At 64.1% G+C, this 26545-nt stretch carries 17 protein-coding genes; 9 read left to right on the forward strand and 8 right to left on the reverse strand.

Translation table 11 applies throughout. The features are described from left to right. Nucleotides 1–536: 536 nt before the first annotated feature. On the forward strand, nucleotides 537–965 hold the full coding sequence (locus AAFU51_11770) for an ADP-ribosylation/crystallin J1 (protein MEO1571936.1): 429 nt from the start codon (nucleotides 537–539) through the stop codon (nucleotides 963–965). Between the two features lie 3 nt (nucleotides 966–968). Here AAFU51_11770 and lhgO read toward each other — a convergent pair whose 3' ends face one another. Continuing rightward, nucleotides 969–2165 carry an L-2-hydroxyglutarate oxidase gene (gene lhgO, locus AAFU51_11775; GenBank protein MEO1571937.1) on the reverse strand — a complete coding sequence of 399 codons (1197 nt, stop codon included), beginning with the start codon at nucleotides 2163–2165 and terminating at the stop codon, nucleotides 969–971. A 142-nt stretch (nucleotides 2166–2307) separates the two neighbouring features. On the opposite strand from lhgO, the gene AAFU51_11780 reads away from it, so the two are divergent. The 3 genes from AAFU51_11780 (at nucleotide 2308) to AAFU51_11790 (ending at nucleotide 4481) form a co-directional block, all read left to right on the forward strand. Beyond that, nucleotides 2308–2883, forward strand: coding sequence for a hypothetical protein (locus AAFU51_11780; GenBank protein ID MEO1571938.1), 576 nt, complete (start codon nucleotides 2308–2310; stop codon nucleotides 2881–2883). A 19-nt stretch (nucleotides 2884–2902) separates the two neighbouring features. Continuing rightward, the gene (tadA, locus tag AAFU51_11785; GenBank protein MEO1571939.1) at nucleotides 2903–3391 is read left to right on the forward strand and encodes a tRNA adenosine(34) deaminase TadA; all 489 of its coding nucleotides are present in this window, start codon (nucleotides 2903–2905) and stop codon (nucleotides 3389–3391) included. 88 nt (nucleotides 3392–3479) lie between these two features. Further along, the gene (locus AAFU51_11790; GenBank protein ID MEO1571940.1) at nucleotides 3480–4481 is read left to right on the forward strand and encodes a YpdA family putative bacillithiol disulfide reductase; all 1002 of its coding nucleotides are present in this window, start codon (nucleotides 3480–3482) and stop codon (nucleotides 4479–4481) included. A 78-nt stretch (nucleotides 4482–4559) separates the two neighbouring features. On the opposite strand, the gene AAFU51_11795 is transcribed toward AAFU51_11790, so the two are convergent. The 4 genes from AAFU51_11795 to serA form a co-directional block, all read right to left on the reverse strand. Then, complete coding sequence (locus AAFU51_11795) at nucleotides 4560–5591, reverse strand: PorV/PorQ family protein (protein MEO1571941.1); 1032 nt, start codon at nucleotides 5589–5591, stop codon at nucleotides 4560–4562. 34 nt (nucleotides 5592–5625) lie between these two features. Further along, nucleotides 5626–9126: a hypothetical protein gene (locus AAFU51_11800; GenBank protein ID MEO1571942.1), complete on the reverse strand. Its 3501-nt coding sequence runs from the start codon at nucleotides 9124–9126 to the stop codon at nucleotides 5626–5628. Between the two features lie 91 nt (nucleotides 9127–9217). Then, entirely contained in the window at nucleotides 9218–12655 is a 3438-nt protein-coding gene (locus AAFU51_11805; protein MEO1571943.1) for a TonB-dependent receptor, read from the reverse strand. Nucleotides 12656–13239: 584 nt separating this feature from the next. After that, complete coding sequence (serA, locus tag AAFU51_11810) at nucleotides 13240–14832, reverse strand: phosphoglycerate dehydrogenase (GenBank protein ID MEO1571944.1); 1593 nt, start codon at nucleotides 14830–14832, stop codon at nucleotides 13240–13242. Between the two features lie 224 nt (nucleotides 14833–15056). Between serA and AAFU51_11815 the strand changes: the two genes are divergently transcribed. Next, entirely contained in the window at nucleotides 15057–15914 is an 858-nt protein-coding gene (locus AAFU51_11815) for a sulfurtransferase (protein MEO1571945.1), read from the forward strand. Nucleotides 15915–15994: 80 nt separating this feature from the next. Continuing rightward, entirely contained in the window at nucleotides 15995–16408 is a 414-nt protein-coding gene (locus AAFU51_11820) for a DUF423 domain-containing protein (GenBank protein MEO1571946.1), read from the forward strand. A gap of 64 nt (nucleotides 16409–16472) precedes the next feature. On the opposite strand, the gene AAFU51_11825 is transcribed toward AAFU51_11820, so the two are convergent. Then, nucleotides 16473–16829 (reverse strand): hypothetical protein, encoded by a 357-nt coding sequence (locus AAFU51_11825; GenBank protein ID MEO1571947.1) that lies wholly within the window; start codon nucleotides 16827–16829, stop codon nucleotides 16473–16475. 305 nt (nucleotides 16830–17134) lie between these two features. Between AAFU51_11825 and malQ the strand changes: the two genes are divergently transcribed. Beyond that, nucleotides 17135–18880, forward strand: coding sequence for a 4-alpha-glucanotransferase (gene malQ, locus AAFU51_11830; protein ID MEO1571948.1), 1746 nt, complete (start codon nucleotides 17135–17137; stop codon nucleotides 18878–18880). 138 nt (nucleotides 18881–19018) lie between these two features. Here the strand turns inward: malQ and AAFU51_11835 are convergent, their stop codons facing one another. Both AAFU51_11835 and AAFU51_11840 read right to left on the reverse strand, forming a co-directional pair. After that, complete coding sequence (locus AAFU51_11835; protein ID MEO1571949.1) at nucleotides 19019–20326, reverse strand: T9SS type A sorting domain-containing protein; 1308 nt, start codon at nucleotides 20324–20326, stop codon at nucleotides 19019–19021. A gap of 45 nt (nucleotides 20327–20371) precedes the next feature. Beyond that, nucleotides 20372–22189, reverse strand: a complete 1818-nt coding sequence (locus tag AAFU51_11840) for a T9SS type A sorting domain-containing protein (protein ID MEO1571950.1) — start codon at nucleotides 22187–22189, stop codon at nucleotides 20372–20374. Between the two features lie 1277 nt (nucleotides 22190–23466). Here AAFU51_11840 and treZ point away from each other — a divergent pair. Next, the gene (treZ, locus tag AAFU51_11845; protein ID MEO1571951.1) at nucleotides 23467–25302 is read left to right on the forward strand and encodes a malto-oligosyltrehalose trehalohydrolase; all 1836 of its coding nucleotides are present in this window, start codon (nucleotides 23467–23469) and stop codon (nucleotides 25300–25302) included. 16 nt (nucleotides 25303–25318) lie between these two features. Further along, entirely contained in the window at nucleotides 25319–26509 is a 1191-nt protein-coding gene (locus AAFU51_11850) for a CaiB/BaiF CoA-transferase family protein (GenBank protein MEO1571952.1), read from the forward strand. Nucleotides 26510–26545: the final 36 nt, after the last annotated feature.

Here is a 26545-nt window from a genome sequence, read left to right on the forward strand (position 1 = left end):
ATTGAATGCTATCCGCGAGGTTTTTCCCCAGAGAATCGCCCCTGTGTTGTGCAATCTGGCCAAGGTGATCAAACCTTTGGGATCACTCTAGCTCCATCCGAAACGCTTCTACTCTACGGCTTCGAGTTGGGATGCTTTAGGTGCGTTGCCCCGACCCATACTAGTCAGGAAGACACGCTGTTTATCTACAGTGGAGGCAAATCAGAACCGTTACGAGTTCCCATTCTCAACATTCGGTTTGTTAACACAGAGGAACTGTCTCGCCCCACCAATTTCCGCGTCGTCAGCTATCCTAATCCCACTCGCGACCGCATCTCCTTGAACGCCACAGTCCCGTCATTCACAGACGTGGAGATCGAGGTCGTCAACGTGGTAGGACAACGCGTAGCTGGCCCAGTCCGGCGGACGTTTGCAGCAGGAACGCACACCCTCCTCCTTCCCCTCGATGCGCTACCAGCGGGGACCTACCATCTCATCATTCGCTCCACAGATGGGGCCATCGCCGAGCGAACGCACCGCGCTATTGTACTGCTGAAATGACGCTCTTTCGCCCCGTCGGTCTCAAGGAACTCGAGTTGATCGCGGAGTCGGGCTGGCGGGCGTTTCCGCCGCGGCTGGAGTGGCAACCGTTTTTCTATCCGGTGCTCAACGTCGAGTACGCCGAGCAGATCGCGCGCGACTGGAACACGACGGACGACAACTCCGGGCACAGCGGCTTTGTGACGCGGTTCGACGTGGACGATGCGTTCGTGAGCCGCTACGACGTGCAGATCGTCGGCAGCGCAAAGGTGCACAAAGAGCTATGGGTCCCTGCGGAGGAACTTGATGCGTTCAACACGCACGTGCTCGCCCCCATCGAGGTCGTGGCGTCCTACTATGGCGAGCGCTTCTCTGGCGAACGCGACGCACGCTCTGGCTTGCCTACCTCGCTCGTCAGCTTCCCTCGGAGCGCCGAGGGCCGATAGCTATCAGTCGAAGGCGACAAGCCGCTCGCTCAACTGCGCCGCGATGCGTGCCCCGATGGCAAGCGAGGCCGTGGCCGCCGGGCTCGGCGCGTTGAGGACGTGGACCTGTCGCTCCGTCGCATGAATCACAAAGTCGTCGGCGAGCGCACCGTCACGGGTGACGGCCTGGGCGCGGACACCAGCGCCGCCGTCGCGGAGGTCGGCCCGGGTGACCTCGGGGACGAGTCGTTGGAGCGACTTGAGGAACGCGCCACGGCTGAGCGAGCGGTGCATTTCATAGAGCCCCATCCGCCAGTGCTTCGCCGCAAGCCGCCGGAAGCCGCCGTAGCCAAGCGTCTCTGCAAGGTCACCGAGATTCACCGTACCCCAGTCATAACCCTCACGTGCGAGCGCTAGCACGGCGTTCGGCCCGCACTCGACGCCGCCGTGAATCATGCGGGTGAAGTGGACACCGAGGAACGGAAAAGCGGGGTCGGGCACGGGGTAGATAAGTGTCCTGCAGAGGTGCTCTGCGTCGGGACACAGTTCGAGGTACTCGCCCCGAAACGGCACGATCTGTACGCCAGGGTTGAGGCCTGCCATACGGGCGACTCGGTCGGCGTGGAGGCCCGCACAGGCCACGAGCGTCTGTGCTGTGATCGCTCCCTGCGTCGTCTCTACGGTTATCCCGCTGGCGTGCGAGGCGATGTTCGTGATGGCGTGGTTGAGGCGAAGATCGAGCCCGCGCTCCTGGGCACGCTCGGCGAGGCGGCGTCCCAGCGCTGGGTAGTCGGCGATGCCTGCGTCGGGCACATGGATCGCCGCGATGCCTGTGACGTGCGGCTCCAACTCGCGCAAATGCTCCGGGCCAACAAGCTCGCAGGCAACGCCGTTGGCTTGGCCGCGCTCGAATATCGCCTGGAGGCGCGACCGCTCGTCTTCCGTGACGGCAACGATGACTTTGCCGCACAGTTCGTAGGGTACGCCCTCGGATTCGCAAAATTCGAGCAGGGCAGCTCGCCCGGCCCGGCAGTTGGTGGCTTTGAGCGAGCCGGGCTTGTAGTAGACGCCCGAGTGGATCACGCCTGAGTTGTGCCCCGATTGGTGCGCCGTGAGCGCGTCCTCTTTCTCGACGAGCACGACGGACGCGCCGGTCTGTGTGAGGTGGTAGGCCGTGGCAAGGCCCACCAGGCCTCCGCCGACGACGATGGTATCATACATAGCACCAAGGCGAGCTCTTGTGCGAGGCGGAACAGAAACGTAGCCTCTGTATCAAACGCCGTGCCCCGAGCCTCTTCATTTCCCCTTCTTGGTCCGTTTGTCGGCCAAGCCCTACCATGGGGCAGCTCTTCCCACCCCCAGCATGGTCAAGGTTCTCTTCGTCTGCGTCGGCAATGCCAGCCGCAGTCAACTCGCCCAAGCGTTTGCCCAACAGCACGGAGCGGGCCTCCTCGACGTGCACAGCGCGGGCACCGAACCTCGCCATGCGCTCGACACCCGTGTGGCGACGGCCCTGCAACGGCATGGCTTTGACTCTACGGCGTTCGTCCCGAAATCGGTGGACGCGGTCTCCAGTAGCCCGTACGAGTGGATGATTCGGATGGGCTGCGGCGATGTACTTCTCGTCCCGGCGCTACATCGCGAGGACTGGACGTATCCGGCCCCTTCCAACCTCTCCGGCCCGGGTTTCGAAGCGTTCTGCATGGACCTCGAAGACCGTATCATCGACTTTGTACAGCGTGTCCGTGTATGGACGGAAGAAACAGGCTTCGCGGTGGAGTCCGGCGACCACGCGCACTTGGACGATGCCGACCTCCTGTTGGCCGTGAGCGAAGCATCGCCTATGACTAGCCCGGAGGCTCTGGCGGGCTCCGTTCCAGCGCCTTTGCAGACTCCGTCACACGAAGCTTCCTCCAGGCCTACGGCTGATTCGCTCTAGGTCTCAGGATCGTATTGCCATGCCCGGAAGCCTCAACGGAGGAATCTCGTTACTCGATCCTCATCGCCGCTGGATGAGGCTTGCTCTGCGCGAGGCCGAGTTTGCGGCAGAAGTAGGCGAGGTCCCGGTCGGCGCCCTCGTCGTTCGCGCTGGGCAGATCGTGGGACGTGGCCATAACCATGTCGAGCGTCTCGGCGACCCGACAGCACACGCTGAGATGATCGCCATCACGGCGGCGTGCGAAACCTTAGGTACCAAGTTCCTCACCGACTGTACCCTTTACGTGACGCTCGAACCGTGCCCGATGTGCGCTGGGGCCATTGTCTGGAGCCGTCTCAAGCGCGTGGTGTTTGGCGCGATGGACGAGAAAGCGGGCGCAGGGGGCTCGCTGTTTAACATCCTCCAGGACGAGCGCCTCAACCATCGCACCGAGGTAATCGCTGGCGTGGAGGCTGAGGCGAGCGCCGACCTGCTTCGGCGGTTTTTCAGGGCGCGGCGCCCTGAATAGGTCCCCCCTGGCGTCGTCGACGGACTGAAGTGCCAATCTCAGGATTCTTCAGAAACAGCAGCACCGGGATTGGGTGTAGGGGTGCGCTATGCAGTTACCTGATACCACGGCTGAGTCCTACCTCCTCGATGTCCTGATTATCGGCGCAGGCCCGATCGGCCTCGCCTGTGGCATCGAGGCCAAGCGTCGCGGTCTTACCGCACGCATCGTCGAGAAGGGGGGCCTCGTCAATTCGATCATCGGCTACCCGACGAACCTGGAGTTTTTCTCGACGCCCGAATTGCTGGAGATCGGTGGGCATCCGCTCGCGACATCCAACTACAAGCCGCACCGCGAGGAGACGATCGACTACTACCAGAGTGTCGCCCAGCAAGAGCGCCTCGATGTCCAACTATACGAGCGCGTCGAGCGTGTGGATGGCTATGATGGCGCGTTCGCAGTCGCTACCAGCAAGGGCCTGCACCGTGCCAGCAAGGTTGTTGTGGCGACCGGATTCTTCGACCAGCCGAACCGGCTCGGCGTTCCAGGCGAGGACCTACCCAAGGTCCAGCACTACTTCAAGGAGCCCTACCCGTACGCTGGGCAGCGCATGGCCGTCATCGGCGCCAAGAACTCTGCTGCGAAGGTCGCACTCGACTGCTATCGCCACGGGGCCGACGTGACCCTCCTAGTTCGGGGCCCAGCGATCTCGGACTCGGTGAAATACTGGATCAAGCCTGACCTAGAGAACCGCATCAAGGAAGGGTCGATCCGTGCGTTCTTTGATACGACGGTTTCTGCCATTGAGACGGACTCGGTACATCTTCAGACACCAGAGGGCACCATTACGCTCCGCAACGACTTCGTGCTGGCGATGACCGGCTACCACCCGGACTTCAGCTTCCTCGAAACGCTCGGAGTCGCGCTCGACGGCGAGCGGCGCGTTCCACGCTACCACCCTGACACGATGGAGAGCAACAGAGCAGGCCTCTACCTTGCAGGCACCGTCTGCGGTGGCCTCAACACAAGCCGCTGGTTTATCGAGAACGGACGTATCCACGCGGCACAAATCATGACGCACATCGCCGAGGAGTTACCCGTACGGACTTGACTTGGCCTGTGCCAAAAGCAAAGTGGGGGTAGAGCACAAGATGCTCTACCCCCACTTTCGTAAGGCATTTTCCAGGGCTTACAGCGAGACTGCAGCCGTGATCAGGTTGACGCTGCTGAAGAAGTCAACCGGACGGAAGGCGTAGTCCACTGCGATCCCGACGCCGTCGAAGTCGTAGTTGATACCTGCGCCGACGTTCCAGCCCTGGTACATGGTCTGGTCCATGTCTTCGCGCAGTTCGAAGCCACCGCGGACAAACACGATGTTCTGGTAGCCCAATTCAAGGGCACCAGCGTACTGGTCCGGGTCGTAGGAGTTGGAGCGGAAGTTGCCGATGACCGTCGCGTCGATGCCCTCGGCGAACTGGCGGGTGTAGGCCACGCCGAAGTTCAGGAGCGAGGGCAGCTCGTGCGACTGGGCGCGAATCTCACCGGCGATGCCGTTGGTGGCGTCTACGACTGGGATCGGACGGGCAAGACCGCGACCGCCGAAGGACATCTGCGGACCGAGGTTCTTCAGGCTAACGCCGAAGCGGAGGCCGCTTTCACCTACGGTGTAGGTCATGCCGGCGTCGAACGCGACATAGGCCGCGTTCATGTCATCGATGGTTTCGTTGGCAAACTTCGCCGTCAAACCTGCCGCGATGCGATCGGTAAGCTGACGTGCGTAGGTAGCACCTACCACGATGTTCGTGGCTGTGTAGGTGGACGAGGGCGTCGGGTCGTCTTCGCGGATAGCGTCGATGTCGCCGAAGTCCCACGACGTGATCGTGAGCGCGATGTTGTTGTTGCCAACGCGCTGCGCGACACCGAAGTAGTTGACGCCGATGTCAGCCACGTAGCCCATGCGACTGAAGAGCGCGCTGGAGCCCGTGTTGGCCATGAGGCCAGCCGGGTTCGACTGGAGGGCCTCGATGCCGTTGAGGTTGGAGAGGCCGCTCGTGAGCGAGTTCGACATGGCTGCCGACCGCGCCGTGAGCGGGATGAGAAGGTGCTCGGCTCCTTGGGTGCCAGACTGCTCCGGGCTCTCGGCACGCTGTGCCTGGGCAGGCACAGCGGCGAGAGTTAGGGCAAGAAGCAACCCGTAGAGAGCGATATTGCGGGTGTTCATAACGGTGAGCGTTAGAGTTTACAGGTTGCGTGGCTTAGAAGTTGTTCAGCTGGATCTCGCGTTGCACGACGCCAAACTTGAGCACCTTCTCGCCGACTACCTCGCCTGCGTCGTTCTTCGCTTCCACGTAGATGAGGTACATCCCGCTTGCGACTGGCAGACCGGCTTCCGTGTTGAGGTCCCAGTCGAACTCAGGCTCGTTGGTTTGCAACGTGCGGATGAGCGTACCGGCCAGGGTGAAGATGCGGATGGTGGAGCGCTCCGTCAGATTGATGAAGCGAGCCACACGGTTCTCACCGCCGACTTCATAGCTAGACTCGCCGCGGTAGGGGTTGGGCGAGATGTAGATGTTGTCGACCGCTTCAGCCAGGCTTTCCTCCGTGCTAGGCGTGGAGCCTACAGACGAACCGGCAATCGTGAAGATGTCGCCTTCCGTGAGGAAGGGCTTCGTCATGATGATGCGCACCACGGTACCCGCGGGAGGCGTGGTGCCGCTGCCGTTCGCATCTGCAAACACCAGGTTGTTGATGACCGAGTTGCCACGGTCGCCCCCTCCACCTAGGTAGCAGAAGTCCGTAAACATGCCCTGGAGGCGGCAGTCATTGCCGTCATTCCCGAGCTCGACCTGACCGTCACTGTCACCGTCGCGATCGTACAGCGCGCCTGCCCCGCCGAAGCCGCGGGCGGCCTCGTTGAACTGGGCGTAGCCATCGGGGCGGTCCGGCATGTACATGAACAGGCGCTCCGTGACCGGTGCTCCCGGTCCGTCTGCCCAGTTGTCCGTACCCGGGAACGCGTTGGCGAAGTCCGTCACCGGGGCATCGCCCGACTCACGGAAGTACGGGATCATCTGGATGTCGTCCGAGGGGTCATCTGGCGTAGCTCTCACGTTCCAGATTTCGAACGGAACGCTGAGGATCTCACCGTCGCGAGACGATAGGTAAACCCCATAGCAGTTGCCTGGCGTAGCACATTCTTCAGTGAACCGGATCTCGAAATCATCCGGCGCAGCGATGTCTGCGTTCAGAGATAGGTCACCAAGGGCACCGGCAGCACCGCCACTCGAGATGTAGTAGTCACCCGAGGGGTCATGCCAGACGGTGTTGCCACCGTAGGTATCACATCCGGCGTCATCGTCGGCACAGACATCGCCGCTGGGGCTGCTGATTTCAACGATGCCAGCACCAGCACCAGAGATGGCAGGGGGGCCTGGAAGATCCGGGTTGTTCTCATCACGGTCAGCTGCAGGAACGGATGCCGGCAGACTGGTAGTAAGGAACGCGATACCGTCTTGGACGACTTCAAGTGGAGACGGCGCGCGACCTGTCAGGTTGACAAACTCCGTACCATCAAAGAGCAGTTCTTCACCGCGTAGAATGTCGTACGAGAAGATGACTTCGCCCTCTTCAGCACCCGGTAGCTCGACGACACGCACCGAGTAGGTAGCGTTGGCATCGACCGCGAAGGGATCGACCACCGCAGCGTTCAGCACGGCGAGGGAGCCACGTCCGGGGTCGTCCATGAGTTGGACAAGCTCAGTGGCGCCACCAATCTGGACCTGGTTGCCGTTGTTTGCTGCAAACACGTCGCGCGGACGCACCGTGATGCGGCGGATTTGGCCTTCTAGGACTTTCGGAATGGAGTCGTCATTGAAGGCATACGCCGACACTCCGTAGTAGAAGTCCTGATAGTTGGTCAGGTTGGTGATAGCCTGGTAGTACTGCAGGCCCGAGTCCGTACCAAACGCTGCGATGAATGGGAAGAACTCACCCGTCGAAGCATCCAGCGCGCGGTCGATCGGCTGGGTGACATCGTCCACAATGTCGTAGGTAGCGATCCGTGTTGGGGTCGCGTCCTCAGGGCTGTCGAACTGGTAGACGTTGAAGCCCTGGAAGTTGTACGTCCTGTCGGTCACATCGTCTCGGTTGGCCAAGAACGGGTCGCTGACCTCATAGGTACCGAGGTAGTTGCTCGACGACGGGTCATAGCTCCAAGACAGGACAACCTCGCCGTTCAGCTCAGACACGCTGAGTGCCGGCGGGGGAGGCGGGAGCGGAAGCTCGAAGTCCACGTCGAAGGCCGTCTGAGCAAGCTGGTCTGCGGCGAGCATGGCCGAGACCGACCCGATGTTGTCCGAACCCGTTGCCCAGACAATACCGAATGTGATCTCCTGAACATCGCCTGGGTTGATCGTGAACGGTCCAGTCGTCTGGAAGAAGCGGCGGTCACTTGGCGGTACCGGTTCACCACAGTTCGGGGTCTCCGGGCAGAGCTCGCTCCAGTAATCGCCGGGGAAGCCCGGATAGACATAGTCAACCGGCACCGAGCCGCCACGGCCTGTGCTGCCCTCTGTCCATGGTTGGCCGTCTTTCCAGCGGCCTGTCATGTAGTTGTAGTACTGCTGGGCGTCCTGCGGGTCACACAAGTCGTCGCATGCCCCGTTGTTGAAATAGCCGAACGAGGTCATGCCAAGGGTATCCGGTGCCATATCGTCACCGACACCCGGGAAGTCTTCGTCCACGATCGGGCCTTGGAAGAAGTCGTAGCCCAGAGCCGGAGGCGGTACACCGTAGCCGCCCTCGTCTTCGTTGTCAGCGTTGTAGATGTAGCCCACACCGAGTTCAGGATCGCTCCCGATGTAGTCATCCTCGAACTCCTCACCCAGGTCAGCATCCACGAAGAGTGTCAGGTAGGCTTCTTCGAGCGGCTGTGAACCGCGATAGATGAACTTGTACTTGTAGAAGGTGACATCGTTGAGGGCGTCAGCACGCGCAAAGGCAAAGGCCTGCGCCTGGATTTCAAGGCCGATAGGCGGGCTACCCGTACGCTGGTGTCGGTTGCCCACGTCGTTCATGACCCACCAGATGCCCTGGTCGCCGATGATGTCGGGGCGATCCCCGCCAGCGAGGTCGTAGGTGGAAAGGCCACCTGCTTGGCGTACGTCAGGATCGGCGCGCTCAGTTTCGTCGCGCTCGTCTACGCGACCGTCATCGTCGTTGTCGAGGCCGTCGGTGCCTTCATCCACGAGGCCGTCGCCGTCGTCATCGAAACCATTGGACCGGGCGGCGAGAACGGGCGCACCAAGTTCGGCAGGCCAGTCACGCAGGTCGGGAGCCAGGGCTGTGCCTGCCTCGAAGGCAAGAATGTCAGCACGGCTCACCTTGTAGAGCCGGTCGAACTGAGCACAGTCGTTCGGGTCCGGGAGCGTGCCGTCTTCATTGAGAGGACCGGGCCAGAACTCGAAGGGGCCGTAGGTCGAGCCCGCCATGCGGAGCTCGCCGTCGATGAGACCGCCGACCCAGATGCCGGCTGCAAAGATAGAGTTGGTCGTACCCGATGCTGGCACGGTGTAGACCGGGTCGGTCGAGCGCCAGAAGAGGTTACCGATGTTGTACATACGCGCCCGGACGTTGTTGACGTCGAGGTCACGCTGCGCCACACCAGTTTGGCAGTTGCCAGGGGCCTGAGCCTGAGTAGCTGGAGCCACTCCAGCTGTCAGAGCGATGCCCAAGGCCGCCAGAAGGAGATATCGCATGAATATGGGTGGGTGTCGCTAGAGGAAGACAGAGTTGGACACGCAGGCATGGCAGCACAGTGAGGAGGTTGCCATGCCTGCGGCGAGGTCGTTAGAAGCTGAAGAGGAGCCCTAGGCGGAACCGACGAGGCTGGCCGTAGAACCGCGAGCCTGCAGCTGCGGAGGTGAACTCGTCGCGGGCCACAATCACCGGGGAGGCGATGTAGGCTTCGTCGTAGAGGAAGTCAGGCACGCCCGCCACGCGGGTGGCTGTGCCCTGGAACGAGTCGTAGCTGCCGAAACCGTCTTCGTCAGGCTGTCCCGTCGTGCGGTAGACGTTGGCAATGATCTCCTGATCGAGGAGGTTCAGGATCCAGAAGTACGCGTTCAGCTGCGCACCGCCGAAGCCGAGGTCGAAGACGCGGTTGACCTTGAGGTTCAGCTCAGCCGTCGTGGGCATCGTGACGCTGTTCGGCGAGCCAACGACGTCGCCCACGTTGATGTCCGAGGTCAGCGGGGCGTCGCGAATCTCGCGTGCCGTGAACGGCTGACCGCTCTGCACTTGAGCCAGGAGGTTGACCCCGAAGTTTTCCAAGATGCTGGCACCCAGCACCTGAGGACCTTCGTCGTTGCCGAGGCGATAGTCGATGGACGCCGTGAAGACGTGGCGCCGGTCGAAGTCCAGCGGGAAGATGGTCTCCGGAATGATACCATCGCGGAAGGCCGCCGTGAAGGAGGACAGGCCCGAGGAGCCGGTCCCCTGCGCGAAGGAGAGCGTGTAGTTCACGTCGAGGGCCAAGTTGTTGGTCCGACGCAGGTCGAACCCCAGTTCCATGCCCTTCGTGGTGGTGAAGTCCGTGTTCAGGTACGTGAAGTACCCCAGTTCGCTGAACTGCACCTCGCGGACGTTGATCTTGTTTTCCTGCGTCCGGTAGAAACCCGAGATGGTAAGCGCGGCGCGCTCGCCGAGACGCTGGCGGAAGCCCAGTTCGTACTGAGTTGTGCGCTCCGGCTTGAGGTTCGGGTTGTTGATGAACGCGCTCTCGAGGTCGATGTATCGGTTGAGCGACGCGAACGACCCGACCGTAGGACGCTGGCTCGTCACGTTGTAGCTCGCGAAGAAGAGCGCCCGATCAGTGACCGGGAAGCTGATGCCCACGCGCGGCATCACGGTGACCTGAGGCTCGTAGTCGACCAACTCAGGAGTCGTTCCACCCAGCGACGACGTCTGGCCACCCACGTTGAAGACGAGGTTGCCGATGTCGTTGCTGTTGATGCTCGTACCGTTCTCGTCGAAGAAGTTGCCTTCGAGGTCACGGTAGGCTACGATGCCACCATCGTCTCCGAAGTAGACCGCGAAGTCATCGTCGACGTTGCCGGGGCGCTGGAATCCGTCCCCCTGAAAGAGGTCCTCGTTCGGGTCCGTGAGCACGGCGTTGCCTGCGCGCACGATCGGGAACGGGGCATAGAGATCGAGGGGAGCTACCGTGTTGTTGTCGAAGACGTCTACACGAAGGCCGAGTTGGAGCACGAGGTCACGGAACTCGATCTTGTCAGAGATATAGCCCCCGTAGTAGAGCGGCTTGTGCGGCGCGATGTCGTACTTGTCATCGCCCTCGTAGGCCGTGTCGAAGAAGTTCGCGACGTTCTGGTCGTCTACTTCGCGGAGGCCGTTGAAGCTGTACCCGTAGTAGAGCGTCGGACCGCGCTGCGAGAAATCGCTGAAGCCAAGTTCGTCGTAGGCGCTTGCCCCGCCCTCGGTGAGACCTTCGGCACCAGGTGCGAACGGGTCGTTGGGGTCGTTTGCGAACTGCGCGAGGCGCGAGCCGTTCGTGAAGCGGAAGCGGCGGCGTGTCTCGGTTTCAAACTCGCCACCGAACTCGATCTGGTGCACGCCGAGCTGGGCCGTACCAAAGCCCGAGAAGCGGAGGCGCGTCTCGTCACGACGGTCGTAGGTGTCGTAGGCAGCCACGTTGCCCGGGTTGTTGAAGAGGCCGTAGCTATCTCCAACCACCGAACCGAAGTTGCCGTCTAGCGGGGGCGTTGCCACGCCGCCCTCGAAGCGGATGTAGCGCGCTGCGACCTCGTTCACCGGGTCAGAGATGTCGCCGTAGCGCAGCATGTCCTCCACGTCTCCACTGAAGCCATTCGGGAACAACACGGTCTCGAAGCTGCTGAACTCGCCCTGGACCTGGAAGAAAGCGGCGTCGCCGAGGCGTTGGCGGTAGTTGCCGAAGACGCGCCAGCTATCCGTCTCCCGAATGAAGAAGCGGTTGCGGTTGAAAAAGCCATTTGTGTACGAGTAAGACTCGTCGTAGTCCTGGTTGAAGTTGCCGCCCAACCGCACCGTTGCTGAGTTGACCGGGTTGAACGTCAGGTTGCCATCAACGGTGAGGCTGCGGAACGGGTTGTCTTTCGTGTCGACGCGCTCGTACTGGTCACCCGTGATCGTCTCGGTCGCATCGATGATGCGCGGGAACGTGGTGCCCGTCTCTTGGAGCAGGGTCTCGCCCTCACCCAGTTCGATGCCGAAGGCGGCCGGGTTGTTCAGGATGTCCTGACCGGCTGTGCCCGCCACGACGGCATCCGGGACCGGAATGAAGCGGCTGGTGCCGTCTTCGTTCACGACTTCGAAGAGCTGTGGAGCGGCGAGCAGTTGGTCAAACGCGGCGTCCGACAACTCGACGAAGTCACGCCCGTAGGGGTTCTGATCCGTCTGGGTCAGGCCCCCTACCGAGATGAAGAAGCTGGCTTTGTCGGCAGCACCTGCGCTCGGGACCAGCGGGCCACCGAGCGAGATCGTCCCTGTATTGAAGCCGTAGTTGTCGAGCACCTCGCTCGTGATGAGTTCGAGCGACCCGAAGTAGTCGACACCACCCGATTTGGTCGTGATCGAAACCACGCCGGACTGCACGTCGCCATACCGGGCTGGGATCGTGCCGAGGAGCATCTCCTGCTCGGCGATCGCCTGCTGGTTGACGTTGAGGCGGGCGCTGCTCGTCACCTTGACGCCGTCCACGAAGTAGACGACTTCCTCGCCACGGCCACCACGGATGAACAGGTCATCCGAGTCGGCTTCGCTCACAACGCCCGTCTGGAGCGCCGTCACCGCGCCAACGCCACGGACTGGGAGATTCTCGATCTCCTCGCCTGAGACAACGGTGGGCGCACCAATGGCATCATTCTGGATGAGCGGGCGCTCGTACTCGACTACGATTTCGTCCATGATGTCGCTGGACCCTAACTCGAAGTCGAGGATGCGCGTGAACCCCGAGTTCACCTCCGCTCCTTCGATGGTGACCGACGCGAAGCCCACGAAGGAGGCCGTCACGTTGTAGGTGCCGATGGGCACGCCTAGGATGACGTACTCGCCATCGATGTTGGTGGCGGCCCCGAGCGTGGTACCGTCGATAACGACGTTGGCACCAGGCAAGGGATCGCCTGCGTTGTCGGTGACGATGCCTGAAATCTTGCCGGTGCCTTGCGCAAGCGCCGTGAGCGGCGCGGCAAGCAACAGCAACAGCATCAGCGTACTCGCAGTACGGTACATATGCTACCTCCGTGATGGTGGTCTGGGGTGAAGGACGAATGCCAGCTAGGACGCTCCGCTTCCAAGGGGTGGATGGTCGTACGGGCGGCGCGTGGTGCAGTTGGAAGACCAACGTAACCAAAACACGCGAGTCGCCGTAGTGCGGCGGGGTGAACCTAGTGGCGGTGCAAGGTTAAGGGCGAAGCCGCGCGCGTGCCCCGGACCCGGAGTGCATTGCCGAAGCGCAGCACGAGTGAACGGTGGGGCGAAGAGGGGTAGTATCGAGGATGCGCGCGGATCGGGGTTACGAGAGTATTGCGGACTTGAGCGTGGCGAATATAGAGGGAGCCCTCAAAGGGTGTCAAGGCACTGTGGAGGTTCCCTCGAGCGGACGAGCCCGGGACAGACGCTCGCCATAGACCTGGCCCCGGGGATCGCCCCAAGCCATCCTAGTGGATTGCCAGGTCTTGTTCGAGCACAACTCAGACTGAGTGCAACCTACGCGCCCGGGACCATTCCCTCAAGCCGGATTCAGGGGCATGCACCTATTTGTCCCCCAGTTGTCGCATTTTTTTCGGGCTACGCTGCCTACGCTTCCATGCGAGCTATACAGCTACAAGGCGCACGTCTTCAACCCCCTCGATCGCCTCGACGCGGCGGCGCACTTCGGCGGGGACGCCCTCATCGGTCGAGATCACCGTGAGCGCCATCGAGCCGAGGCTACTGCGTCCGAGCGCGAGTGCCGCGATGTTGACCTCAGCTTCTGCGAGAATGCCCCCGACGGTCGCGAGCATGCCGGGCCGGTCCACGTTGCGATAGAACAGGAGGTGTCCAGTCGGCTTGCCCTCAAAGCGGTAGCCATCAAGCCCTACGAGGCGCCCATCGCCGGGCGCCCGGACGGTCCCGATCACCGAGCGCGTGCGCTGCGCCGTCTCCACGATCACCTCAACGAGGTTCGGATAGTCATAGTCCCCTGAGCTGGTACGCCACTCCTCGCTTGTGTGTAAGCCCATCTCACGGGCTAGGGTGTTTGCGTTGATGAGGTTCACGGGCTCCGGGCTCCAGCGCGCCATCACGCCACGCAGCGCCGCCACGGTGAGCACCTCGGCATAGCGGTGCAGCGCCTCGCCGTAGCTCCGCACGGTGATGCGCCGGAGGCTACCGTCCACAAGTTGGCTCGCGATCTGTCCCAAGCGGTCGGCAAGGTCGAGGAAGGGCTTGGCCTCGGGCTGTGCGGCGGCGCGGAGGGCGCCAGCGTTGACGGGCGTCGAGACCGGCTCGTCTTTGAGCGCACGCACCACCTGCTCGGTGATCTGCACGGCCACCTTCTCCTGCGCCTCGCCCGTGGACGCGGCGATGTGCGGCGTAGCGACGACCTTCGGATGCCGGACAAGCTTTAACAGCGCCTCGCTCAGCGGCTCCTCGGAGAACACGTCGAGGGCGGCCCCGGCAACTTTGCCGCTTTGGAGCGCGTCGAGCAACGCCGCCTCGTCGATGATGCCACCGCGTGCGCAGTTGACGAGACGGACGCCGTCCTTGCACTGGGCGAGCGTCTCGGCGTTGAGGAGCCCGCGTGTGCCGTCGTTGAGAGGCGTGTGGACCGTGATGTAGTCGCTCTCGGCGAACAGCGTCTGCAGGTCTACGAGCTCGATCCCGTGGCGGCGGGCGGCGTCCTCGCCGAGCACCGGGTCGAAGCCGAGCACGCGCATCTCGAAACCCTGCATCCGCTGCGCCACCGCCCGCCCGATCTTGCCAACGCCCACCACGCCGAGCGTCTTGCCCAAGAGCTCGGCGCCGGAAAACTGCTTGCGCGCCCACTCTCCTGCCGTAACCGAGGCGTGCGCGTGCGGGATGCGCCGCGCGAGCGCCTGCATCATCGCGCACGTGTGCTCAGCCGTCGAGATCGTGTTGCCGTCGGGGGCGTTGACGACGAGGATGCCCTTTCGCGTTGCCGCCTCCAGGTCGATGTTGTCCACACCGACGCCCGCTCGCCCGATCACCTGAAGCTTTGCCGCATGATCGATCAAGTTCGCGGTGATGGTCGTCCCGCTGCGGATGATCCACCCGTCGAAGTCGCCCGCGAGGGCGGCGAGTTCGTCCTCGGACCTCTTGAGATGTACCTCGAAGTCGATGCCATTCTGGGCGAGGCGGTCGTGGCAGACCGGCGCGAGGTTGTCGGTGATGAGAACGCGGGGCATGAGCGACGTGTGGACGTGTGGACGTGTGGACGTGTGGACGTGTGGACGTGTGGACGTGCCGGAAGGTGTCGCGTCAGCATGCAGGCGTCAAGCCACCTGAGCGCTCTTCACGCTGAACCCTTCACGCGTCACTTCTGCCTTCACTCGGCGGCCCGCCCGGAACGATTCGCCTCGCCGACGGATTGAGAACGTCGCCTTTCCCCTCTTCACCTATCCGCCCCCCCATGGCTGCCTTCGCCCATCCCGAGGTGCTCGTCTCGACCGAGTGGGTCGCTCACCACCGCTCCGACACGGCCAACGTACGTCTCGTCGAGAGCAACGAGGACCTCTTGCTCTACGGCACCGGTCACATCCACAACGCCGTCCACATCGACTGGGTCAACGACCTCCAAGACGAGGTCGTTCGTGACTACGTCGGCAAGGAAGCGTTCGCGCGCCTCTGTGCCGAGCACGGCATCACTGAAGACACGACGGTCGTCTTCTACGGCGACAAGAACAACTGGTGGGCCACCTATGCCTTCTGGACATTCAAACTCTACGGCCACCGCGACTGCCGCGTGATGGACGGCGGCCGCGCCAAGTGGATCGCCGAAGGCCGAGCCCTGACCACCGAAGCGCCGAGCTTCGAACTGACCGCCTACGAACCGAAGGACCCAGACCTCTCGATCCGCGCCTTCCGCGACGAGGTGATGGCCCACATGAAGCGCGGCGGCGCGCTCGTGGACGTGCGCAGCCCGCAGGAATACATCGGCGAGGTGACGCACATGCCGGGCTACCCACAGGAAGGGGCCATCCGCGGTGGCCATATTCCCGGCGCCGCCAACATCCCGTGGAGCCGCGCGGCGGCCGAAGATGGCACGTTTAAGCCGCGCGCGGACCTCGAAGCGATCTACCTTACCGAGCAAGGCCTCACCTCGCCCGACGAGACGATTGCCTACTGCCGCATCGGCGAACGCTCGAGCCACACATGGTTTGTGCTGAAATACCTACTCGGCTTCGACCGCGTGAAGAACTACGACGGCTCGTGGACGGAGTGGGGCAACCTCGTCGGTGCGCCCATCGAGAAAGGCGAACCCGAGTAGGCGGCCAACCTGAACAAGCATGGCCGTGCAGCCTTGAGACACCGCCGCACTGCAAGTCACACTGCAAGACCGCTCCACTCATGGGCAACCCCGACGTGCTTTCTCTGCTCGCCCCGTCTGCGCGCACGCTGCTCACACTCGGCGCTGTGCTTGGTGGTCTCGGCGTTGCGCTCGGGGCGTTCGGCGCGCATGGGCTGGAAAACCTAGCCTACGTCACGCCTGATCGCATCGCCACCTTCCGCACGGGCGTGCTCTACCACCTCGTGCACGCCCTCGCGCTGCTCGTTGTGGGGCTGCTTCTGCTCCAGGGGATCGATGCCCGCGCGGCCGGGTGGCTGTTCGTCGCCGGGATCGCGGTCTTTTCCGGGAGCCTCTACGTGCTGGTCCTGGCCGACCTGCCGATCATGGGAGCCGTCACGCCCATCGGCGGCGTGGCGTTCATCGCAGGCTGGAGCCTGCTTGCGTGGCGCGTCTGGCAGGGTGTCGCGGTGTAGCAGAGGACGAGGTGTCCATCGCGGCACGGTGTCCATCACAGCACCGTATCTGTGGTGGTTCCTCTTAGAATTCGTCTTCTTCGAAGAGGATCATGAACGTCGGCGTGAGGCCGTGCTCGGCGGCGAGCTTCAGGAGCTCGTCGGCGGCGGCGGCGGGGTCCTCATAGGTGCCGTGCTCCGTGCCATCCACCGCGAGCGCATAGTCGATCTCGCCATCGCGGTCGGCGTCGAGGTCTTCCCACTCGATGGCCTCCTCGATGAGGTAAATGTTGCGCTCGGGGTCGAACGAGGCGAGAAAGCGCTCGCGCGTCTGCTCCGGGTCGATGAGGCTGACGTTGCCGAGGGCGCTGTACTCCTCGTCGTAGAAGAGGCTCTCGATGAGGAGGGTGCGCGCGAAGTGCTCGATGCTGAAGTCGGCCATCGTTGAGGGGTAGGCTGGGGGAAGTGGGGCAGGGCCAGGCGGTTCCCGCGACCTGGCAGGCGTGACGCCCAAAGTTACGAGCACGCCCGCGCAGCGTTTCACCATCGAGGGTCTCGCCTTCCACATGAGAGGGTCTCGCCTTCCACGTGAGAACGTGCCTTGAATCCTAGCTGGCGCTAAACAAAACCCGCCCCCGCACGACGACGAGGACGGGCCCTGGAGTAGGTCTGTAGCGAAGGATCCGCTCCTGGCTTCGCCAACCCAAGACTTCGCCGAGCAAGTAGCGCCGCAGCGATTCAAGACGGATGTCAACTTACCCGCACGACACGCTCCAGCCGATTGCCTCTGTGTTAGCACTAGGTCATCGCTGCGTTACGCCCTGCAGGAACGGCGCGCGCGCAGCACCTCGGTTGAGGTGCCTCGTTCCCCCCTCCGCGCTCCGTAGTTTTCGGGCTCGCCGTTCTCCCCTCACCTCGCCCCCTGCCCCGATGTCCCTGCCTCGCTCCAGCGGCCTCCTTCTGCACATCACGTCTCTGCCTGGCCGCTACGGCATCGGCGACTTCGGCCCCGCCGCCTACGCCTTCGCAGACTTCCTCGCGGAGGCAGGCCAGCGCGTCTGGCAGGTGCTCCCCCTCGTGCCACCGGGCTACGGCGCCTCGCCCTATGCGAGCCCGTCCACGTTCGCGCTCAACCCCTACCTCGTCAGCCCCGACAAGCTGCGCGACGCAGGCCTGCTCACCGACGACGACCTCGCCGACGTGCCCGCGTTCCCAGACGACCACGTCGACTTCGGGCCCGTTGAGCACTACAAGTGGGACCTCCTGCGCCGCGCCCACGCGCACTTCCTGGACGGGGCTGGCCTGCCCGGCTACACCGCCGACGACCTCGCCACGTTCGAGGCGCTGCACGCGGACTGGCTCCCCGAGTATGCCCTCTTCGCCGCGCTCAAAGAGGCGCACGGCGGCGTCGCCTGGACGGACTGGGAGCCCGCCTGCGTCCGCCGCGACCCGGACGCCCTCGCGCAGGCCCGCAAGACGCACGCCGACGCGATCCGCCTCCACACCTTCGCGCAGTTCGTCGCCGACGCGCAGTGGCAGGCGCTGTGGTCCTACTGCCGCCAGCGCTCCATCCGCCTCCTCGGCGACCTCCCGATCTACGTCGCCCACGACAGCGCCGACGTGTGGGCCAACCAGGACCTCTTCCTCCTCAACGACGACGGCCAGCCGACCGTGGTGGCGGGCGTCCCGCCGGACTACTTCTCGGAGACGGGCCAGCGCTGGGGCAACCCGATCTACCGCTGGGACCGCATGAAGCGCAACGGCTACGGCTGGTGGGTCCAGCGCATGGCCCGCGCGATCAAGCTGATGGACCTCGTCCGCCTCGACCACTTCCGCGGCTTCGAGGCCTTCTGGCAGAGCCCCGGCGACGAGGACACGGCCGTCAACGGCGAGTGGATCGAGGGCCCCGGCTCCGACCTCTTCGCGATGTTCGAGAAGCAATTCGGCGCACCCCTGCCCATCATCGCCGAGGACCTTGGCATCATCACGCCGGGCGTCCGCGCGATCATGGCCGAGTTCGACTTCCCCGGCATGGTCGTCCTCCAATTCGGCTATGATGAGGGGCCCAACTCAGAGCACCTGCCGCACAACTACCGCCACGCGCACGTCGCCTACACGGGCACGCACGACAACGACACCATCCAAGGCTGGAACAACAACCCCGAGGTGACGGTGGCGGAAGCGGAGGCGAAACGCATCCGCGACTTCGCCTGTGCCTACCTCGGCCTCCCCGGCACCGACCACCTGCACTGGGCCTCGATCCGGGCCGTGCTCACGTCGGTCGCCAACCTGGCGGTGTTCCCCGTGCAAGATCTGCTCGGCCTCGGCTCGGACACGCGCATCAACCGGCCGGGTAGCCTCGGCGGCATCAACTGGGCGTGGCGCCTGGAAGAGGGCGTGCTCACAGAGGCGCTTGCGGAGCAGCTCCACCGCATGACCGCCGTGACGAACCGTCTCGAAGGCATGACTGCGCTGAAGAAGGTCGGCGAGTAGCAAGGCGGCTCCCCCCGCCCTGCGTCGTCTCCGTTCTGACGAACTCCGCTCCTCGGGCTGTCCGCCTCACACGTGAGGGGGACAGTTTTGGTTGAGGCGGGAGCGCAGCGACCGTCAACCGAAACGGGGGGAGCGGTCCTACCGCGCCACCGTCACCCGCCGCGTCTCCGTCACGGCCCCGACGCGAGCTCGCACCACGTAGACCCCCGCAGGCAGCCCGACCGTCTCGAACGTGAGCGTCTGCGTGCCTGCCACGAGCAGACCGTCGTGCAGCACTGCCACCTCGCGGCCGAGCAGGTCCACCACCGCCACGCGCACGGTAGTAGCCTGCGCGAGCGTGAGCGGCACCGTCACCGCCCCAGTGCCGGGATTCGGGTACGGGGTGCCCAGCACCAGGGCCTCGCTCGGCGTCGCAGGCTCCCCCGCCGCGCCCGACGCTGCCACCGCCTCCACCGTGCGCACCAACAACCCTTTCTTGAACGGACCTCCTACGCCCTGGCTGAAGCCCACCCACACCCGACCCTCCGGGCCGATCACCACGTCCCGCACGATGAGCCGGTTGCCCACCAGCGCCTCGCCATCGAAGGCGCCCACGGACTGCCACGTCACGCCCCCGTCCACCGAGCGCCATACCTCGCCTTGTGGGACGTTGTCCAAGCCCCCCATCACGGCCCACAGGCTGCCATTTGCCCCCGCTGCGAGTTTCGAGACAAACCCCCGCTCGTCGGCAGGCAACCGCCCCACCGTCTCCCATACCCGCCCATCGACACTCTTCCGGATCGCACCGAACTGGCTTCCCCCGTCCTCCACCGCTCCGTTCATCGCCGTGAAGAACGCCCCCAACGCCGCCGAGTACACCACCGACTCCGCATCGTAGCCGAAGAACTGCGCCAGGTTCGTCTCCTCCCACGTGAGCCCCCCGTCGTCGGACACGGCCGCGCCGCCCAGCCCCACCGTCACGAGCCGCCCGAAGGGGAGCTCCGGCGTCGGCGGGGCGAAGGCGAGGCCGCGCCCAAGCACCGTGTCGAAGACCGGAATGGGAGTCGCCGTCCAGGTGTCGCCCGCGTCGGTGGAGCGGTTGACATGGCCGCCATCGCCGACGACGACGAGCGTGCCCGTGGGCATCTCGAGGATGGCCTTGCCCTCGTGGACGGCGAGGGGGGTCATCGCGCCGTAGTCGGTGGACATGCGCACGCTGCTGTCGAGGAAGAAGAGGCGGCCCGTCGACGCCATCAGGATCCCCGTGTAGGCTCCAGCCCGGTTGAATCGGGTGAAGGACTCATCAGCGCGGCGCCACACCCAGGCCCCATCGGTTCCCACGAAGTGGACGGCGGAGTCGCCGCTCAGGGTGAGACTGCGCACCTGGAGCGAGTCGCTGACGACCTCCCAGGCGATCGGCTCCTGCGCCTGGACCCCTGGCGCTCCCCCGAGCAGGACGAGCGCCACGACACAGCGGCAGAACCAGCGGGATACGGCCTCGCTCATAACAGGCTACCGGACAACCGTGAAGGTCTGCTGGTGCTGCGTTGTCGCGGCCGCACTCGCGACCGTGACTTGCACCACGTATACGCCGGGGGCTAGCTCGGCTGTGTCGAGCGCGTACGCGTAGACACCGGGCACCTCGGAGCGCGCGGCCTGCTGACGCACCCGCTGCCCGAGCGCATTGGTCACGGTGAGCGTCACGTCAGCCCCCTCGGCCAGGGCTAGCGGGATGGTCACCCCACCCGTCGTCGGGTTCGGATAGGGCGCACGAAGCTCTGTCGCCTCCGGGAGCGCAGTCTCCGAGGCCGCTTGCACCGTTGGTGGGGAGGGCTTCATGCCTGCACGCGTCGCAAGCGTGCGCGGTAGTGCTGATGCCGCGCTTAAACCCGCCGTAGCCTCGCGCAGTACCGCGGCGTCGTAATCAGGCCACCGGGCCTCTACCTCGGCGAGTGCCGCCTCCGCCCCACCCCGATCCTTCGCGTCTGAGGCGAGCATGTAGCGCACGAGCCACCCTTGCCGCCCATGCTCCGTCTCCCCGTACTCCGCGATGAGCACGTCCGCGTCAGCCTGCGCCTCATCCACCCGGCCTGTACCGTAGTGGATCGCAGCCCGTGCTTCGAGGGCGTAGGGGCGGTGCGTAGTTCGGCGGCTCTGCCCAAAGAGAAAACCCTCGAGGCCAGGATGCGCCTCGTCGCTGCCCAACTGTGCGGCCACCTCATAGGCTCGGCGGGTTTCGGCAGGCGTGCGGGCGCGCTGGATGGCACTCACGATGTGCCCGATACCGACCGCCGGGTCCTTGTTCTCGATGCCGTCTGCGATGGCCCACCAACGCTCGGGCATCATGCCTGCAGGCGGCCCTCCTGCGGTCTGCTCCGTGCTCGGTGTGTCCGTGCCCGGCATGCTCGTCCGGGCCATGTGGTTCGTCTCGCCGGTGATCTCAAGGACACCACAAGTTGTGGAGACGTTCGGAGGGCTCGCGAGAAAGGGGTCGCCGTCGAAGATCCCCCCATTCTGCGTATCCACGAAGGTGAGGTCCGGGCCAGGAGCGTTGGTCTGGCCGTCGTTCCAGTAGTTGCACTCAGCGATCACATCTGCTGCGTAGATCCGGGCGTGGTGCTCGTTGGCGTTGATGACGCCGCGCCGGAACCAGCTATGGCGATAGTTGTCATCAAACCCTATTCCCTGCCCGCCGCCATAGACCGTACCGCCTGCGTCGGCATAGAGCGTGTTCGCGCCGCTGCTCGTGATGAAGTTGTTCTGGTCGTTGGCACCAGCGTTGCGTCCTGGGAACCCGAAGATGATACGCCCCTCGCCGTGCGCGCGTGCTCCATTCTGCCCACTTAGGTCGATTTCGGTCTCGCGGAGGTAGATGTCGCCGAACGTGGTGGTGTAGACGCCGACGCTACCACTTTCGAAAATGGTGACGTCGTCGAGGTAGACATCGGCGTGGTTGCCTGCCACGACCCCGTTCCCACCAGGGGAAAGGATTTGAGAAAGTCGCTGGCTACTTGGTTGCACAACCACATCGGCCTGGTTTCCGACAACGAAAAGGCCCGCTCCGGTTCCGCCATCAAGGACTACCCCCTCCAGCGTCACATCGGCGTTCTCGACGCGAACGGTGGGGGCAGGGCTGTTGCCGATCATGCTGTCCACGCCTTCCACAGTGGCGTCCTGAAGAAGCCCTGTACTACCGGGCTGGTAGCGGATGCCGCCCCAGCCATCGGTGGGGTTCGACGCAGTGAAGGTCGTGCCCTCCGCATTGAGCGCCCCGTGCACGATGAGCCGCTTGCCCGGTGCAAACTTTAGTGTTTCGCCGTAGAGAGTCAACGACTCATTGGAGTCGATAACTAGATCTTGGTCAAAGACAGGCAAGTCCACTCCTATGGAGCGTCCGCCAAGCGCCGTAGAACGCATGCGTGTGTGCTGATCTCCTTCAAACCTCTCCTTACACAGATCTGAGGAGTAGCTCATGTAGTTGTCAATAGGATCAGGTCCGTTAGCATCTTGGCAAGAATCCTGCGAGGGACAACTGCCACCCGCTCCCAAGTCGCTGTGTGGGGCTGTGCTACACATACCGTCCCCATACTCGTTACACTCACAGAATCCGTTGTCGTCCAAGTCACTAAACTGAGGACAACATCCTGGCTGTGGCCCATTAGTACATACAGGCACACTGTCTGCATGGCACCCACCAGCGAACGTGTGTAAGAGACCGAGCCAGTGACCGACCTCGTGCACCAATACCCCCCCGTCGAACGTCGCCCCCACACGCGGCCATGCGTGGTTCCCCGGAAATGTGTCATAGTCTATGTATACACCGTCGAAATATTCGCCGACACTTCCGGTAGGCCAAGCCCCATCTAGTCGTGCGGCCAGCACTCCCGAGTAAACGTTGAGAACTTGCGTGGGCATGATGTTCAATGACTGACTTACTGGCCCAGGACTATCTAAGTTGTAAAACAAGGCACCATCATTAACTCTATTTACCCCTAGCATATAAAATTCAATATCCGAATCCCTAAATCCGATATTCAGAGAATCAAGCTGAAGCTGTATCGTTAAATCTGTATGGTTGCCAATGCCGTTTTGGTCGTAGATAATGTGAAACACGACCGGAATACGAATGGTAGGGCGTGATGGCCCGGTAACTCCAGGAGTGCTGTAGTCCAGAGGCTCTACGAACCCAGGTGTTACTGTCCCGCACCAATCGGTTTGGCTCCCCTGGGCGCTGACCAGAGCAGAAGCGACAAGCGAAAACGTGAGGCCCATGAGTGCCAAGCATCGCGACCACTGGGCAAGTGCTACGCTACCAGAGAGAGAGACTATTCGACATGGCAGATCCTTAGACGACCGGTGAAACAACAGAAGCCCGTGGTAGGATGCCTTATGGTAGCTCTACGCGAACGGCTATCCAAACTATCTTTTCGGAGTCACAGATCTGCCTAAAGCCATCAGGAGGCATTCCCCTACAAACGGGTATACGTGAAGTCCAGGCCAAGCACAGCCGTTGATGTAGGTCTGCCTGGACCGTTCGGGGCACGGAATGGGTAGCAGCCCCTATCCTCTCCCACGATTTTTCTACCCGTCCTCCGGATTGCTACTCGATGGCTGAACCTGCTACCCTGACTTATCCCCGCCTCGGGGCCCTCGTCGAAGACGGCGGCACCCGCTTCCGCGGCTTCGCGCCCAAGGCGTCTGCGCTCACGCTCCACCTCGAAGGCGACGCGGCCCAGACCATCGAGATGACGCCCGTGGAGGACCTGGGCACGGGCCTCTTCGAGGCGTTCGTGGAGGGCGTCGGTGCGGGCGCGCGCTACCGGTTCCAGATGGACGACCAGACGCCGTTCCCGGACCCGGCCTCGCGCTACCAGCCCGAGGGCGTCCACGGGCCAAGCGAGGTCGTGGACCCGAGCGCCTACGACTGGCAGGACGGTAACTGGAGCGGCCTCGCGCAGACCGACCTTGTCTTCTACGAACTGCACGTCGGCACCTTCACGCCGGAGGGCACGCTGGCCGCCGCGCGCCGCAGGCTGCCGCACCTCAAAGCGCTCGGCATCACCGCCGTCGAGCTGATGCCGCTGGCCGACTTCCCCGGCCGCTGGAGCTGGGGCTATGACCACGCCGCGCTCTTCGCGCCGAGCCGCGCCTACGGCACGCCTGACGACCTCCGCGCCTTCGTGGACACGGCCCACCAACTCGGCCTCGCCGTCTTCCACGACGTCATCTACAACCACCTCGGTCCCGATGGCGCCTACATCGCCGCCTACGCGCCGATGTTCACCAAGAAGGCCCGCACGCCGTGGGGCGCCGCCATCAACCTCGACGACGAAGGCAGCGAGGGCGTCCGCACCTTCTTTATCGAGAATGCCCGCTACTGGCTCCGGGAGTACCACTTCGACGGGCTGCGGCTCGACGCCACGCACACGCTGCGCGACCGCTCCGAGCCGCACTTCCTGCGCGAACTCCGCGACGCGGTCCGCGCCTTCGAGGCCGAGCACGAGACGCACTACCGCTTCATCATCGCCGAGGACCACCGCAACCTCAACACGCTCATCTTCCCCGTGGATGACGAGGACGCCCCCGGCTACGGCCTCGACGGCGTCTGGACGGACGACTTCCACCACCAGGTCCGCAACTTCACCGCGGGCGACTCGCGCGGCTACTACGGCGCCTTCATCGGCACGCAGGCGCGCGACATCGCGCACACGCTCACGCAGGGCTGGTTCTACGACGGCCGCCGCAACCCGCTCACGGGCAAGGCGTGGGGCACCGAGACGAACCCGCGCAAAGGCCCCGAGGTGCGCCTCGACCAGTGCGTGATCTGCATCCAGAACCACGACCAGGTCGGCAACCGCCCGGGCGGCACGCGCCTCACCGACGACATCGACTTGGCCACCTACCGCGCGGCAACGGCAGCGCTGCTCTTCCCGCCGCTCACGCCGCTCCTCTTCCAAGGCCAGGAGTGGGCCGCCCGCACGCCGTTCCAATTCTTCACCGACCACAACGACGAGATCGGCCCGACCATCCTGCCGGGCCGCCGCCGCGAGATGCGCGACCACGCGGGCTTCCGCGACGGCGTCCCTGACCCGCAAGACCCCGCGACGTTCGAGAACAGCAAGCTCGACTGGCGCGAACTCGTCCTGCCGGAGCACAAAGGCACGCTGGCCTACTACCAGGACCTGCTCGCGCTGCGCAAGACGCTCGGCGGCGAGTACACCTCTACCGCGCATGGGCGCTTCGGCCTCCGCCTCGTGCGCGGAGACTACTACCTGCTCATCAGCTTCGAGGGCGACGCGAGCATGCACATCCCGAAGGACACCGAGTTGGCGTGGCACAGCGAGCAGGAGACCTATGTCCCCGATCCGCAGCCGCCGACGGTCGAGAACCTGCGCGTGAACTTCCGCCGCCCCGGCGCGGCGCTGTTCAAGACGATCGAGTAAGCCCCAACGACACTCGATGCTGCCCTTCGCCGACCTCGTGGTGCTGGAACTGGCGAGCGTCCTCGCTGGGCCGAGCGTGGGGCAGTTCTTCGCCGAACTCGGCGCGACTGTGCTCAAGGTAGAGAGCCCACGCACGCGCGGCGATGTGACGCGGCGCTGGCGACTGCCCACCGAGCCCGAGACCGACCGGCCAGCCTACTTCACGGCCATCAACTGGGGCAAGCGATCGCTCGCGCTCGACCTCGCCCACACCGAGGGCCGCGCCCTGCTGCATCGCCTCGTCCAACAGAGCGACGTGGTGCTGACCTCGTTTCGCCCCGGCGCTGACGCGCGCCTCGGCGCCGACACGCCGACGCTGCGAGCGCTGAACCCCCGTGCGATCGTCGCCTCGATCTCGGGCTACGGCCCGGACAACCCGCGTGCGGGCTACGACGCCGTCGTGCAGGCCGAGAGCGGCTGGATGTTCATGAACGGCGCCCCCGACGGCCCGGCGACGAAGCTGCCCGTCGCGCTGGTGGATGTGCTCGCCGCGCACCAACTGAAGCAGGCGATCCTCGTGGCGCTCCTCCAGCGCGAGCGGACGGGCGAGGGCACCGCTGTCCATGTCGCGCTGCTGGATGCCGCCGTAAGTGCGCTTGTCAACCAGGCAAGTAACTGGCTCAACGCCAGTCACAGTCCGCAGCGGATGGGCTCGGCTCACCCCAACATTGCGCCCTACGGCTCGCTCTTCCGCACCGCCGACGGGCGTGACCTCCTGCTCGCGGTGGGTACCGACCGCCAGTTCGCGCACCTCTGCGCGGTGCTCGGCCTCGACGCGTTGCCTGACGACCCGCGCTTTGCCACCAACGCGGCCCGCGTGCGCCACCGCGTAGCCCTCGAAGCACAGCTCGCCCCGCCGATTCTCACACACGAGCGCGATGATCTTCTTGCGGACCTCCACGCATTGCACGTCCCTGCGGGTGGCGTGCGGTCGCTGCCCGAGGTGTTTGCCGAGCCCGGTCCACAAGCGCAGGTCGTGCGGGCCGACGGTCTCGCAGCCGTCCGCCAGGCTGCGTTTCGGATGGAGGGCGCTGCAACAAAGGACCTGGCGCCGCCCCCCGCCTACGCTTCGGACACCGCCTCGGTGCTGCGCGACCGTCTCGGCCTCGATGCCCCGGAGACCGCGCGCCTCGCTGAGGTCGGAGCCATCGAGACTGCGAGCGCGTAGGCCACATTCACGTCCCGCTCACGTCTTTTCTCCTGC

Source organism: Bacteroidota bacterium, from assembly GCA_039821555.1.
Classification (GTDB): Bacteria; Bacteroidota; Rhodothermia; order Rhodothermales; family Rubricoccaceae; genus JBCBEX01.